The sequence below is a fragment of the Simiduia sp. 21SJ11W-1 genome (genome assembly GCF_024138675.1).
Lineage (GTDB): Bacteria > Pseudomonadota > Gammaproteobacteria > Pseudomonadales > Cellvibrionaceae > Simiduia.
Genome location: NZ_CP090959.1, coordinates 2,772,159 through 2,786,251, shown reverse-complemented (window position 1 = coordinate 2,786,251; position 14,093 = coordinate 2,772,159). Strand labels below are relative to the sequence as shown.

Annotated in this window: 9 protein-coding genes and 1 riboswitch; of the genes, 6 read left to right on the top strand and 3 right to left on the bottom strand. The window is 56.9% G+C overall.

Features of this window, described 5'->3' with window-relative positions; genetic code table 11:
• Positions 1–80: 80 nt before the first annotated feature.
• The gene (locus L1F30_RS12215; RefSeq protein ID WP_253356442.1) at positions 81–1,493 is read right to left on the bottom strand and encodes an aldehyde dehydrogenase family protein; all 1,413 of its coding nucleotides are present in this window, start codon (positions 1,491–1,493) and stop codon (positions 81–83) included.
• 191 nt (positions 1,494–1,684) lie between these two features.
• Here L1F30_RS12215 and L1F30_RS12210 point away from each other — a divergent pair, with 191 nt between their 5' ends.
• The 6 genes from L1F30_RS12210 to L1F30_RS12185 all read left to right on the top strand — a co-directional run bounded on the left by L1F30_RS12210 (position 1,685) and on the right by L1F30_RS12185 (position 12,748).
• On the top strand, positions 1,685–2,584 hold the full coding sequence (locus L1F30_RS12210) for a LysR substrate-binding domain-containing protein (protein WP_253356440.1): 900 nt from the start codon (positions 1,685–1,687) through the stop codon (positions 2,582–2,584).
• Between the two features lie 175 nt (positions 2,585–2,759).
• Complete coding sequence (locus tag L1F30_RS12205; RefSeq protein ID WP_253356439.1) at positions 2,760–3,290, top strand: RNA polymerase sigma factor; 531 nt, start codon at positions 2,760–2,762, stop codon at positions 3,288–3,290.
• 34 nt (positions 3,291–3,324) lie between these two features.
• Complete coding sequence (locus L1F30_RS12200) at positions 3,325–4,311, top strand: FecR domain-containing protein (protein WP_253356437.1); 987 nt, start codon at positions 3,325–3,327, stop codon at positions 4,309–4,311.
• 79 nt (positions 4,312–4,390) lie between these two features.
• Positions 4,391–7,222 (top strand): TonB-dependent receptor, encoded by a 2,832-nt coding sequence (locus L1F30_RS12195; protein WP_253356435.1) that lies wholly within the window; start codon positions 4,391–4,393, stop codon positions 7,220–7,222.
• Positions 7,223–7,433: 211 nt separating this feature from the next.
• Positions 7,434–10,004, top strand: a complete 2,571-nt coding sequence (locus tag L1F30_RS12190) for a TonB-dependent siderophore receptor (RefSeq protein ID WP_253356433.1) — start codon at positions 7,434–7,436, stop codon at positions 10,002–10,004.
• Between the two features lie 152 nt (positions 10,005–10,156).
• A complete protein-coding gene (locus L1F30_RS12185; RefSeq protein ID WP_253356432.1) occupies positions 10,157–12,748 on the top strand; it encodes a TonB-dependent siderophore receptor in 2,592 nt (863 codons plus the stop codon).
• Between the two features lie 207 nt (positions 12,749–12,955).
• Here the strand turns inward: L1F30_RS12185 and L1F30_RS12180 are convergent, their stop codons facing one another.
• Both L1F30_RS12180 and L1F30_RS12175 read right to left on the bottom strand, forming a co-directional pair.
• Positions 12,956–13,306, bottom strand: coding sequence for a hypothetical protein (locus L1F30_RS12180; protein WP_253356430.1), 351 nt, complete (start codon positions 13,304–13,306; stop codon positions 12,956–12,958).
• Positions 13,307–13,490: 184 nt separating this feature from the next.
• Positions 13,491–13,603: riboswitch (SAM-I-IV-variant riboswitch) on the bottom strand.
• 57 nt (positions 13,604–13,660) lie between these two features.
• Positions 13,661–14,077 (bottom strand): DUF1801 domain-containing protein, encoded by a 417-nt coding sequence (locus tag L1F30_RS12175; RefSeq protein WP_253356428.1) that lies wholly within the window; start codon positions 14,075–14,077, stop codon positions 13,661–13,663.
• Between the last annotated feature and the right edge of the window lie 16 nt (positions 14,078–14,093).

Genomic DNA, 14,093 nt, shown 5'->3' with positions numbered 1-14,093 from the left:
CAAAAAAAGCGGCTTTGGTGAGCCGCTTTAATGCTTTCGTGTGAGCAAAGTTTCTTCAAACTTCGGGCGGATAGTGGCGCCTAAAGTTGCATAGCTTTGGTTTCGATAAATTCATGCATGCCTTCCTCGCCAAACTCGCGGCCGTTGCCCGACTGTTTGTAACCACCAAAGGGTGCCAAATAGTTGAATGAGCCGCCGTTTACGTAGCATTGGCCCGCGCGAATTTTACGGGCAATGGCGATGCCGGCTTCTTTATTTTTTGCGTAAACACCGCTCGATAAGCCGTAGGGTGTGTCGTTGGCAATGGCGATGGCTTCGGCTTCAGTGTGGTAGGCGATCATGCACAGCACCGGGCCAAAAATTTCTTCGCGCGCAATGGCCATGTTATTGGTGACATCGGCAAAGATGGTGGGCTTTGCATAAAAGCCTGCGCCCAGGTGCTCGGGTTTACCCGGCCCGCCGGTAACCAGGCGGGCGCCTTCGGCCAAACCTTTGTCAATATAGCTTTGCACCACAGCCAATTGGCGCGCAGACGACATGGGGCCAACAAAAGCGTCATCGCCGGCGCCCACTACCAAAGATTCTGTGTGCGCCTTGGCGATGGCCACGGCTTCTTCATAGCGGCTGGCGGGCACCAGCATGCGGGTAAGCGCTGTACAGGTTTGGCCGGAGTTGATCATCACGTCTTCTACGCCGTATTTAACGGCGGCTTCAAGGTCGGCATCCTCGGTGATGATGTAAGGCGATTTACCGCCCAGCTCCTGGGTGACGCGCTTGACGGTTTCAGCGGCTGCTTGGGCGATCATTTTGCCGGCACGGGTGCTGCCGGTAAAAGACACCATGTCAACTTGCGGATGGCTGCTGATCGCCGCACCCACCACAGGGCCTGCGCCAATCACCAGGTTAAATACACCCGCGGGTATGCCTGCCTCGTGCATGATTTCCGCCATAATCAAATCTTGCAGCGGCGTTTGCTCAGAGGGCTTGATTACCATGGTGCAGCCGGCGGCCAGCGCCGGTGCCACTTTGCCCACAAACTGGTGCAGCGGGTAGTTCCAGGGGTTAATAAAGCCGCACACGCCCACGGGTTCTTTTACCACCAGCGAATTGCCGGCCTCTCGGCTTTGCTCCATTACAAAGGCGCGCTCGGCAAAGCTTGCCATGGCAAAAGTGGGGCCTTTTACCTGTAAATCCGGTGTGAGGTGGCGCGGGCAGCCCATGGCGCTGCTTACCGCCTCTACCAAATCTGCTTCCCGTGCTTTCATAAGCTCGGCCACTTTGTTGATCAAATCGCACCGGGTTTGGGCCGAAGTGGCAGACCAGCTGTCGAAGGCGGCCCGTGCTGCGGCAACGGCGGCGTCTACGTCAGCGGGTGAACCCATGGGCACACGCGCCACGGGGGCTTCGGTGGCCGGGTTGATCACGTCGAAGGTCTCACGCCCTTGGGCTTTTACCCATTGGCCGTTTATATAGAAGCTGTCGTAGGTTTTCATGCTTGATCCTCTCATCATTCAACGGGGTGGCCGTTGCCGGCACTTGCTAAGCCGCTGCCACCAGTGCGTGCAGCCTAGCGGTTCGCTATAGAACACGCTATGCCCCAAAACCCTCAGCATAAACGCCCTAGCCAGGGCGGGGAAAACGATTTAGTCTGAACAACCCATTCCAAAAGCGCATGAAGTGCACCATGAAAGGTCAATTGCCATCTACCGCCAGCCTGCAGTGCTTTGCCACCTCGGTTGAAACCGGCAATGTCACCAAAGCCGCCGAGCGCCTGTGTTTAACCCAGAGTGCAGTGAGCCGGCAAATCAAACAGCTCGAAGAGCTGCTGGGCCAGGCGCTGTTCGAGCGGGTGCGCCAGCGCATGGAGCTCACGGCGGCTGGCCAGCGTTACTACTCGCAAATCGCGCCGGTATTGCAGCTGCTGGCCCAGGCCACCGATGAAATTCGCCAGTTTCGCCCGGGCCACCACATAGTGCTGGGTATTGAGCCGGCGCTGGCCAGCCACTGGCTGCTGCCGGCACTGGCAGGCTTCACCGATGAGCATCCGGATATCTCGCTGCATTTAATGACAGATATTCATAAACTCTACCAGCGCCAGGTGGCGTGCGACCTCACCATTTTATTTGGCCAGGGCCACTGGCCGGGCATGCAGGCAGACTTTTTAATGGGCGATGAGCTGGTGGCAGTGGCCACGGGCGCTTTGTTGGCGAAATACGGCAACCTGGGTACCCCGGGCGAGCTTGTGCGCTACCCCTTGTTGCACCACACAAGCCCGGAATCCTCTACCGCTTACTGGTGGCGGGCCGCGGGCCTGGGTACCACCGAGATCAGCCGTTTGCCCGGCCAGCGGCTGGAAACATTCCCGCTATTGCTGCAGGCCGCCCAGCAGGGCCTGGGGGCGACGGTTTTGCCCTGGTACTTTGTGGCCGATCGCATTGCCCAGGGCGACCTGTGCCAGTTGGGTGAGCGCTTGCCTTGCGAGGGGGGCTATTACCTGGTGGCCGATCAGGATTTACCGGCCAATACCGCAGCGGCCACCTGCCGTGCGTGGTTGTTGGGGTTGGCCAAGGCCGGTGCCGCTTAGCGGGTTTATCGCGCCTAAGCGGCTGCGTTCAGTTAGCGGCGCGACTGTGGTACGCTCGTTTTAAAAATGATGCTGGCCAGAAACAGGCTTTCACGGTAGAACAGAGCATTCACCTAACAAAATAACGAGAGAGTGTGCTTTGCCACAGCCCACATATATAAACTCAGGTGTGCCCTTGCCCGGTGATCTTCATCCGGAAGGTGGGGCAGCGAATGCCCATGATCCGGCGTTGGCTGCCTTGTTTCAGGAATATACGCCGCTGCTCAAGCGATTTCTGTGGGCGCGGGTGCACCACGATGACGACGTAGCAGACCTGTTGCACGAAACCTACGAGCGCTTGCAGCGCCACGGTGAGCGGGTAGACCTTAGCCGTGCGCGTAGCCTGCTGTTTACCATCGCCCGCAACCTGGTGATCGATCGCGCCCGCCATCAAAAGGTGAGCGAGGTGGATGCCGGCGTGGATGTCGAGTCGCTCATGGATCCGCTGCCTACGCCCGAGCAGCGCGCCATCGACCAAGAGGCCATCGACCAATTAAACCGCGTGATTGAAGCTTTGCCGCCCCAGTGCCGGCGGGTGTTTGTGATGCGCAAAATTCACCAGTTTTCTCAAAAGGCTATTGCGGAAAAGCTTGGCATATCCGTAAGTACTGTTGAGAAGCACGTGGCCGCAGGAATGCGCCAGTGCCGGAGCCTGTTGCAAGACTAACAGTGCCCAATCCAAAAATAATGCAGTAGCCACTATGATCCAGTTAGTACACAGCGCCGACATCGACCAGCAAGCCAGTATTTGGGCCGAGCGCCAGCTCGATGGTTTAAGCGAAGAGCAAGCCCATTTATTGCGCCAATGGTTAAGGGCAAGCCCCGCGCACAGAAGCGCGTTTGCCCAAGCGCGTGCCCGGTGCCAGCAGCTCGCACAGGTGGTAGAGGCGCTGCAGGCTAAGGCTGCTGGGCAGAGTTTGCCTGTGCGTGCCGCCATTGCTCTGGATGCACCGCAGCAGCCCCTGTGGCGGCGCGCGCCCTTGGCGCGGGTGGCCAGCCTGTTGGTGGCGGGTGCGGCGCTCATGATGTTGTTGATGCAGCCCGATTTACGCACCGGTGTGGGCGAGCAGCAAACCCACCTGTTGGCCGATGGCAGCCGGCTGACACTCAATTCAGCGACCCGCGTAAACCTTGTATTCACTGAACAGGAGCGGCGTGTAGAGCTCTTGAGTGGTGAGTTGTTTGTTGAAGTGGCCAAGAATCCTGCGCGCCCATTTATTGTGGCAACCGAGCAGGGCGATGCCCGAGCAGTGGGCACGGCCTTTGGCGTGCGCACCTATGGCGATGCCACCTCGGTGTTGGTTACCGAGGGGCTGGTGGATGTCAGTGCGGCCGCGGCACCGGCCAAGCGGCTCGCTGCCCAGCAAAGTATTCGCGTGGGTGAGCAGCTGGGCCTTGTGACTGAGCGCAGCGCCGAAGATGTACGCAAGGCCTTGAGCTGGCGCGAGCAGCGTTTGTATTTCGCCAATGTGGCGCTGGCGGAGTTTGTTGAAGAAATGAATCGCCACAGCTACCAGCGCTTGGTGATTGCCGATGCCGATTTGTCGGCCGTGCGAGTGGGCGGTGCCTTTGCCATTGGCGATACCCCGGGTGCGGTTACCATGCTTGAGGCAGGCTTCCCCATAAAAGCCGTGCAAATTACCCCGCTGCTGACGCTCTTGTATCGCGACACTGACCCCGCGCACTAGTCGGCTGGTGGCGCCAGTATACGGTTTATGGCGCAAACTCTGGTATAACACGCACAAGCGGACTTAAAAGAAGCTCTCTGTGGCAGGTTATTCTCACAAGCGATTTCCCGGTAGCCTCAGGCCTTGGTATATGGCCCTGGGGTTGGGCGCGTGGGTTTCCAGCATTTGCGCTGCACCGCAATCATTTAATTTACCCGCCCAGCCACTGGCTGATTCCCTGCTGGCCTTTGCCGAGCAATCTGCCACCTTACGGCTGGTATTTCGTCCGCCTGAGCTTGAAGGGCTGCAAGCGCCCCCTTTGGTGGGGGAGCTTGAGCCAGAGCAGGGCCTGCGCCAGTTGCTCAGTGGCCTGCCGCTGCAGCTGCAGGAACTGGAGCCGGGCATTTTTCTGATTAGCCCGGGTGCGCTTGCCGCACCGCCTGTCGCTTCCGAGCCGCAAAACCCACAAGCCACTCCAGCGCCCACCAATACTGGCCAGCTACCGCAGCCGGTAATGGAAGAGCTTGTAACCATCGGCACGCGCGCGCGCCAGCGGCGGCTGCTGCAATCGGCGGTGCCGGTGGATATTGTGCAAGGTTACCTGCTGGAGCGCGCAGCCCCGGCCTCGCTCGGCGAGCAGCTGCAAAGCCAGGCACCCTCATTTAACTATTCGCGCACTATGGTCAGCGATGGTTCAGACCTGGTGCGCCCGGCAACCCTGCGCGGCATGAACCCCGACCAGTTGCTGGTAATGGTAGATGGCAAGCGCCGCCATCATCAGGCCCAAATCAACATCCAGCAGGTGGTGGGGCGGGGTTCATCCGGCACCGACATGAACGCCATACCCACCGCGGCGCTTGAGCGCATTGAAGTGCTGCGCGATGGCGCCAGCGCCCAGTATGGGTCAGACGCCATTGCCGGCGTGTTAAACCTGGTGTTAAAAGAAGGTGAACAGGCCCCGGAGCTGGATGTCCAGTACGGCCAAACGGCCCAGGGCGATGGCGCCACGGTGATTGCCAGCCTCTCAGGCGGCCTGGCGCTGGGCGAGCAGGGCAGTGTGTTTGTAACCCTCGAAGGCCAAGACCGCGCCGCCACCAACCGCGCCGCACCCGATCAACGCTTTACCCCCGCGCGGGTGAGCATGCGCATTGGCGATACCGAGCAAACCAGTAGCAGCCTGTTTACCCATGCGCGGCTGCCGTTAAGCGATGCATTGGCGCTCTACAGTTTTGGCGGCGTGTCGCACCGCGAAGGATTATCGGCCGGGTTTTATCGCGGTGCCGGAGCCCGTGCCGGAGCGCCGCCGGTAAGCGCGCGCTACTTACCCGAGCTAGACCCGGAAGGCTTTTTGCCGCTGCAATACACCCGCACCGAAGACGACGCGCTAACGGTGGGTGCGCTGTGGGCGCTTTCGGAGCACTGGCAGTTGGATCTTTTCAGCAGCTACGGTGCCAACCGGTTTCAGCAGGGTACCGACTACTCGGTGAACGTCTCTCTCGGCAGCGATACCCCAACCCAGGCGCGCAATGGTGAGCTGCGCTACAGCCAGTGGCAGCAGGGCTTGGTGGCCTCGGGTTTGCTGGATGCCAACGGGCTGGATGAATTCTGGGTGACCTTGGGGCTTGAGTTCAGGCGCGAGCACTACCAAATTCGGCCGGGAGATTTCGCCTCTTACGCCTATGGCCCCGAAGACGATTTCGCGCTGTTTATCCCAAGCCCGCTAGACCCATGCCCTGCAGAGGCAGGCCCCCAGTGCAGCGACGGCCAGGCGCGCAGCCGGGCGCAGGCCGGTATGCAGGCCTACCCGGGTTACCGCTTGCCGGTGTCTGATGTGCGCAACAGTGGCGCAGGCTTTGTGGAGGTTGAAATGCAGGCCAATGAGGCCCTGGCGGTGTCGGTGGCCAGCCGCTGGGAGCACTACGATGGCATTGGCGGCAATCTTACCGGCAAGCTGGCGTTGCGCTGGCAGCTGGCGCCGGGTTTGAGTGCGCGCGGCACCCTGGCCACGGGCTTTCGGGCACCGGGGCTGAATCAGGCGAACTTTACCCACATCATTACCAACATCGGGCCGGATGTGCTCACCAACACACTTCATGCTGCTGAGGGCAACCCGGTGCTGGACGCGCTGGCGGTGCCGGATTTGGAGGCCGAGCGTTCAAGTCAGGCGGGTCTTGGGCTGGTGTGGCAGCCGTTGGCTGAATTTTCCGTCACCTTCGACGCCTTTTTAATTGATGTGGCCGATGCCATTGCCTTGAGCGATGTGATTGCCGCGGCCGATGAGCCCTGCCCGTCGAACTGCGCACTCACCCAGGCACTCGCGCAGCAGGCGCACAATGTGGGCGCGGTGCAGTTTCTTTACAACAGCATGGATACCCGCACACTGGGCTTTGATTTTGTGGCCCGTTACCGTTGGCAGCACTCGCTGGGAGCCACAGGCGTGTCTTTATCTGCCCACACCAATCGCACACAAGTGTTAGCGTTGGTAGAGCCGCCGGGCATTGCGCCGGGGCGGTTATTTTCCGACGCGCAAGTGATGTTGGTGGAGCGCGGCCAACCCCGAGAGCGATTGTTGGTGAATCTGGATTGGCAGTACCGCGGTTGGTCGCTGGGATTACGCGCAAACTATTACGGCAATGTGAGCACCAGTTATTTTACCGAACAGGGCCTGGGGGTAGATTTACCCGATGTGCAGGATTCGGTGCACCACTCGGGCACTGCTTGGTTACTCGATGGCGATATCGGCTACAACTTTGGCACGGGGCTTTCAATGGCGGTGGGCGGCAACAACCTGCTCGATACCTACCCGCGCGAAATTGCCAAAGACAGTTTATTGGCGTCTATCTCAGGCGAAAGTTTTAGATACCCTTGGGAGGCCTCACCCTACGGCATTAACGGGGCCTTTTATTATCTGCGCGCCGAGTGGTTGTTTTAGGTTTTTTATCCTTTCTTTTAGTTTATCTCAGCAAGAATCATTTCTTTATTTGTTAAAACCTTGTGCAGATTTAATTACTTTCCCTGGGTAGTAATTTCCGCTAGCGGTTTTTTGACACTTTTACGTACTCCTAATACGGACTGAACTATCCTCAATGGGTAGTTTCGACAAAGCCGTACATAACCAATAAAAGCTCTTTGGGAGACACATAATGATTCAGAGAAAGATAGTGACTTCAATCTCTGCTGTAGCGTTGCTGGGTAGCATGGGTGTGCCGATGGCCATGGCGCAGTCTGACGATATGGAACTTCTGGAAGAAGTTGTAACCGTGGGCTCGCGGGTTGCCCCTCGCTCCGCCACTCAATCACCGGTGCCGGTGGATGTAATTACCGCCGATGAAATTTCAAAATCCGGCTCCAGCGACATGCTGGAAATGCTCAAGGGCAGCATTCCGTCTTTCAACGTGCTGCAGCAGCCCATCAGCGATGCGGCCTCTATTATTCGCCCGGTTAACCTGCGTGGCCTGGCATCAGACAGCACACTGATATTGGTCAACGGCAAGCGCCGCCACCGCTCCTCTGTGATTGTGTTCCAGGGCGGCGGCTTGAACAAAGGCGCCCAGGGCCCGGATATTTCTGTTATTCCAAGCATTGCACTCAAACAAGTGGAAGTGCTGCGCGATGGCGCGGCCGCCCAGTACGGCTCTGATGCCATTGCCGGTGTGATGAACTTTGTATTGAAAGACGATGCCGAAGGCGGCAACGTTGAAGTGAAATACGGCCAATACACCGAGGGCGATGGCGACACCACCACCATCTCTGCCAACATCGGCATGCCACTCACCAGCAACGGCTTTTTCAACGTTAGCGCCCAGTGGAACCAGGTGGATGACACGGTGCGTTCCAGCGCAAGCTCGCGCGATTTGGCATTGATTGCCGATGGCGTAGAAGATGTACCTTCGCCCAGCATGATCTGGGGTTCGCCAAAAATTGAAGACGACATGACCCTGTTCATCAATGCGGGCCTTGAATTGGGTGGCGATAAAGAGGCCTACCTGTTTGCCAACCACGCAACCCGCACGGCAGATGGCGGTTTTTACTTCCGGCCGCCAAACGGGCGTCAGGGTGTATTTACCTGGGATAGCAACCGCCTGATTGCCAACGTTGATGGCAACTGTAATCTCGCCACCGGCCCCGCCGGCACCGGCAACCCCGATACTGATCCGCTGCTGGCGGCGATTATCGCCTCGGATAGCTGCTGGGCTGTAAACGAAATGTACCCGGGCGGTTACACCCCGCGCTTTGTTGGCACAGTAATCGATTCAGCCTTAACCGCCGGCACCAAAGGCACCTTTAACGGTGGCTTTATGGATGAGTGGGGTTACGACTTCAGCTTCGGCATTGGCCGCAGCCAATCCAAATTCGGTTTAAACAATACCATTAACCCGTCTATGGGCCCCGAATCACCACAAAACTTTGATACCGGTTCTTACATCCAGCAGGAAAAAACCTTTAACGTTGATTTCTCCCGTGTATTTGGCGACACCAGTGTGGCGGCCGGTTGGGAGTGGCGTGAAGACAGCTTTGAAATTGTGGCCGGTGAAACCGCCTCCTGGAAAGCGGGCCGCTACTCGGATTTGGATAACGTGATTTCCGGTGATCCGGATCCAAATAATTCGCTGGCGGTATTTACCGTGGGCTCGCACGGCTTCCCGGGTTTCCACTCGGATTCCGCACGCCAATACGAGCGCAATAATTTCGCGCTCTACGGCGACATAGAGCACCAGGTTACTGATGCGCTGTTGGTGGGTGGTGCGCTGCGCTACGAAAGCTTCTCGGATTTCGGCGATACCACCAATTACAAGCTCACCTTCAACTGGAGCTTGATGGATAGCCTGGCCTTACGCGGCTCTGTGGGCACCGGCTTCCGTGCTCCCACCATGGGCCAGAGCAATGTGGTGAATACCCAAACCACCAACATTGAAGGTTTTGGTTTGATGAACGTGGCAACGCTTGACCCATTGCACCCGGTGTCTGAGGCGCTGGGCGGTAAAGCGCTGTCGCCGGAAGAATCCGAAAGCTTCACCTTGGGTTTGGTTGCCAATGTGGGTGAGGTTGATGTGACCGTAGACTTCTACCACATTGAAGTGACCGACCGCATTACCGTGACCGATTCCAAGTTCCTGGATGATGCCACTCGAGCCTCCTTGCCATCGGATATGCCGGCTGCAGATTTGATTGGCACCCTCACGCACTTTAACTTCTTTACCAATGATTTCGACACCACAACCCAGGGTGTGGATGTTGTAGCTACCTACAGTACCGATTTGTTCAGTGGGTCTGCAGATTTCACCGCAGCCTACAACTACAACGAGACCGAAGTAGACAAATACACCATCACCAGTGATTGGGATGTGCAGCGTTTGGAAGAAGAGCTGCCCAACCACCGCGCAACCTTCACCTGGGCCCAGTACTGGGGTAATTTGTCGGGCTTCTTGCGCGCCAATTACTACGGTGAGTACCTGGCTATTCACGCCGATGATTCAAGCGATGCCATCACCGGCGATTCGGCCATTACGCTGGACATGGAAGTGGGTTACGACATCAACGAAAACTTCGCGTTGAAAGTGGGTGCCAGCAACCTGTTGGATCAAGAGCCAATGCGCTATACCGGTGCTAACGGCAACCCGGATCCAAGTTGGTCTGGCGCCTGGTATTACGAAACCTCACCCTTTGGTATTAACGGCAGCTTCTGGTATGCCAAGGCAAACTACAGATTTTAATGTGGTCGGTTTATCGCATTAACTGTTGTGATTTTTTCAATCCTCGCGAGCTTTAGTTCGCGAACCTTTGGCGCCTCTTAGGAGGCGCCATTTTTCTAACTTGATAACACTAACTTGATAACAACAAAAACTGGAACTAACTGGAGTAGGCAATGAGAAATAGCCACCTTGTAAAACCCTCGCTACTGGCCCTGGCAATTGCCGGTGTCATCGCTCAACCCGCGGCTGCACAAGATGATGCCGGCCTGGAATTATTGGAAGAAGTGGTGACCATCGGCACCCGTAAGGAAGGGCAATCCCCCACCGAAACACTGTCGCCCATTGATGTGTTGGGTGGTGAAGTGTTTAGCAAACAAGGCTCGGTTGATTTAACCGATTCACTCACCAAAGTTGTGCCCTCATTGAACACCCAGCGCTTCCCTATTGCCGATGGTACAGCCTTTGTGCGCCCGGTAACGCTGCGCAATTTATCGCCAGACCATACGCTGGTGTTGGTAAACGGCAGCCGCCGTCATCGCTCGGCATTGGTGAATTTACAGTTGGCACCTTTGGGCACCGTGAACCAGGGCTCCCAGGGTGTGGATTTCTCGGCCTTTCCTTCGGGCGCCATCAAGCGCGTAGAAGTGCTGCGCGACGGTGCGTCTGCACAATACGGCTCTGACGCCATTGCAGGGGTTGTGAACCTGGTGTTAAACGATGCCGCCGAAGGTTTCAGCCTCACCGGCCAATACGGTGAATACACCGAAGGCGATGGCGCGCGCACCAACCTCGGAGCCAATGCAGGTTTCGGTTTGGGTGACGACGGTTTCATTAACGTGACTGCTGAATACACAAGCTCCGAAATTACCAGCCGCGGCACCGCACGCCCGGATGCCGCAGCCATTGCCGAGATTGTTGGCGCAGACAAAGTGCCCTACAACGGTTTTGGCCAGCGCTGGGGAGACCCGGACATTGAATCGGTAAAATTATTTGTCAACACCGGTTACGACCTGAACGACAAGGTGAGCCTATACGGCCACGCCAGCTACATGGATACCGAAACACTCTCGGGCTTTTTCTATCGTGGCCCGGTATTGCCTACGCCTGCCGACAACATCGCCAACCCGCCACGCGGTACCTTGATGGTTGATGCCAATTCAGACGGCATTGCCGATGCCGCAAGCAACGTATTGGTAGCCGATATCGTGGCCGCAGGTTTAAACCCGGCCGACTACCTCACAGCCGACGGCACAAGCCCCAGCGGTTATTCTCTGCTCAACCCCATTCACACACAATTTCCCGGCGGTTACAGCCCGCTGTTTGGTGCAAGCCTGAGCGACTACTCGCTGGTGTTTGGCGCCAAAGGTGAGTTCAATGCAAACCTGACCTGGGATCTGCGCGCATCAACGGCAGAAAACGAAGTGTCTTACGTGTTGGAAGACAGTATTAACCCAAGCCTTGGCCGCTTGTCGCCCACCAAGTTTAACCCCGGCACCTTAACCCAGCAGGAAAGCAGCTTAAACGCAGACTTTGTAAAAACCTGGGACGACTCACCCATGAACCTGGCCTTTGGCCTGGAGTGGCGCAATGAAACCTACAAAATTGGCGCAGGCGACACAGCCTCTATTGCGGTAGGCCCCACCTATGCACAGTTTGGTGTAGGTTCCGATGGCTTTCAGGGCTTCCCGGTAGAATCTGCAGGCTCCTTTGAAAACGACAGCTACGCGGCTTACGCCGATTTGGAAACCGACTTCACCGATAAGTGGTCGGGTGCTGTGGCGGTGCGTTATGAAGATTCAGATGCCTTTGATTCCACCCTGGATTACAAGTTATCTACCCGCTATGACATTACCGATAACTTCGCCCTGCGCGGTACAGTGAGCACCGGTTTCCGCGCGCCTACGCCGGGCCAGGTAAACACCTTGAACGTGACTACCACTTCCGATTCCAGCGGTAACCTGGTGCCGAGCGGTACCTACCCGGTAGATCACCCCATTTCCCAGGCACTCGGTTCCAAAGCCCTGGTGCCTGAGGAATCAACCAGCTTTACCGCAGGCCTTGTGTACACCCCGGCCGATAACATGAACATCACGCTGGATGTGTACCGCATTGAAATTGAAGACCGTATTGCGCTGCGCAGCTTCACCGTGGGGCCAGATGAGTTGGCGTTGCTGAATGCCGCTGGCATTCCCGATGCCAATCTGCTCGACGGCAGCAACGGTAACTATTTTGTGAATGGCTTTACCTCAACGGTTTCCGGCGTGGATTTCAACTTCCACTCAGGTCATGAACTGGGCAGCGGCAACCTGGATGTGGATTTCCGCCACAACTACAACAGCCAGGAAGTCTCAGACGTGCAAGGCAACACCATCAACCAGGGCCGTGTGTATGACCTGGAAAACCAGGTGCCAAAACACAGCACCGTGTTGACACTGGATTTCATTCACCCGCTGGCGGGCATGGAACTCAGCAGCCTGGTGCGCTTTAACCGTTACGACGATTGGTCGAGCACCGGCGGTTTGTTTGGCCCCGGTGATGCCTCAGATGCTGCAGATTACAGCGGCGCAATTTTGGTAGATGTGCAATTTACGCTGGATATCAACGAGCACTACAGTGTGTCGCTCGGTGGCGATAACATCACCGACCAATACCCCGATAAAGAGGCCAACGGTGTGTTGGGCTTTTTGGGCCAGCAGTACGCCGTGACATCGCCCTATGGCTTTAACGGTGCCTACTACTACCTGCGTGCCACTGCCACCTTTTAAAGCTAGGCCGCAAGCCTTGCCAGCAGTGTGCAAGGTGTAAATACAGCGCCCGCAGGCTCATGCCTTGCGGGCGCTTTTTTTTGCGCCTTTTTTAAAGGCTTGCCAGAACCAGGCTCAATTGCAGGGCAGGGCGCAATCTATGCACAGGTTTGCGAGTGCATACATTGCACCGGGTGGATGAGGGGTTAGGTGTTGTTGGCTAGCGGCTCAGGCTGCCCGGGGCATTGACCTTCGCATTCGCAAGCCCTGTGCGGCACTGTTTGCCAGTACCAGGGCCAGGCCCAGATCGGTTACAAAGGTTTGGTTTACAAAGGTTTTTTGTGCAATGTGCCAATGGTTTACGCAATAGCCTTTTACCCGGCCCTTGGCCTGGAAGGCGTGGCTCACGTACAGGTAGTGGTCGCCTTCCATAATGGCTTTTTGTTGCCAGTTGCTGCGTTTTAACAGCGTGTGGCAGCGTTGGGGGTGAAGCCCCAAAAACGGGTGTTGCGGGCCGATGAAGTGATCGGTAATTACATGGCGTTGGGTGTGTATGTAATTTATGTTTTGCAGTGTCATAACAAATTCCAAATGTGTGAGTGGGTAGGCGCAAACACGTGCGCTTCACATTCGAAATGGCAGTGGTGTAGACATTAAAAAACCCTCGTTGGTGAGGGCTGACGGGGCAGGGCGTTGTGCGCCACTGGTATCCTGTTGGTTGCCGCAGAGCCCTTGGGCATCTGGCGACCGCATCCCCAACTCACTTTCGAAACTTACTCTTCGAAATCAAACACTCGCACCGGGTGCTTGGTTGGGGGCCACCTTGCCAGGTTCGGCAGGTTGGCGTTGGCGTCAGCCACTCTCTTGATGTGGCGCGCACTCTACCAGCGCACCTGCATCCTGGTCAACACTAACCCATTGGTTGCGCAAATCCTAGCAGATCCGATGGCCTGCACGCACTTGCAGCCAGGAATCTTGCACCAGTTCGCGCAATACGCCTTGGTCTACATCGGCGAGCTTGTTGATATACAAGCAAGATACCGCGGTTTTGTGTTTGCCCAGTTTAGCCAATAGTGGTGCGTAGCGGCCGAAACCGTTCATGATATACAGCGATAAGTTTTGTTTGCGAGGCGAAAAACCCGCTTGCATCCACTGTAAAGTTTCGCCCCTTTGCTGATATTGGTACTGCCCGAACCCAACAATACTTTCGCCCCACATCACGGCGGGTGCTTGGGTGATGTCTTGGTAGAGGGTCAGTAACGTCTGCCCGTCTTGCCGACGGGTGGGGTGGCTAATGGCCGCGAGAAAGTCAGTAACTGATGCGCTGTTGGGTTGGGTTTTTAGTGCCATTGTTTCCCCCTTTGCT

Bases quoted from the DNA above. Each gene is read 5' to 3' on its own strand.
- L1F30_RS12215 (WP_253356442.1), bottom strand. From the start codon at position 1,493: ATGAAAACCTACGACAGCTTCTATATAAACGGCCAATGGGTAAAAGCC.
- L1F30_RS12210 (WP_253356440.1), top strand. From the start codon at position 1,685: ATGAAAGGTCAATTGCCATCTACCGCCAGCCTGCAGTGCTTTGCCACC.
- L1F30_RS12200 (WP_253356437.1), top strand. From the start codon at position 3,325: ATGATCCAGTTAGTACACAGCGCCGACATCGACCAGCAAGCCAGTATT.
- L1F30_RS12190 (WP_253356433.1), top strand. From the start codon at position 7,434: ATGATTCAGAGAAAGATAGTGACTTCAATCTCTGCTGTAGCGTTGCTG.
- L1F30_RS12185 (WP_253356432.1), top strand. From the start codon at position 10,157: ATGAGAAATAGCCACCTTGTAAAACCCTCGCTACTGGCCCTGGCAATT.
- L1F30_RS12180 (WP_253356430.1), bottom strand. From the start codon at position 13,306: ATGACACTGCAAAACATAAATTACATACACACCCAACGCCATGTAATT.
- L1F30_RS12175 (WP_253356428.1), bottom strand. From the start codon at position 14,077: ATGGCACTAAAAACCCAACCCAACAGCGCATCAGTTACTGACTTTCTC.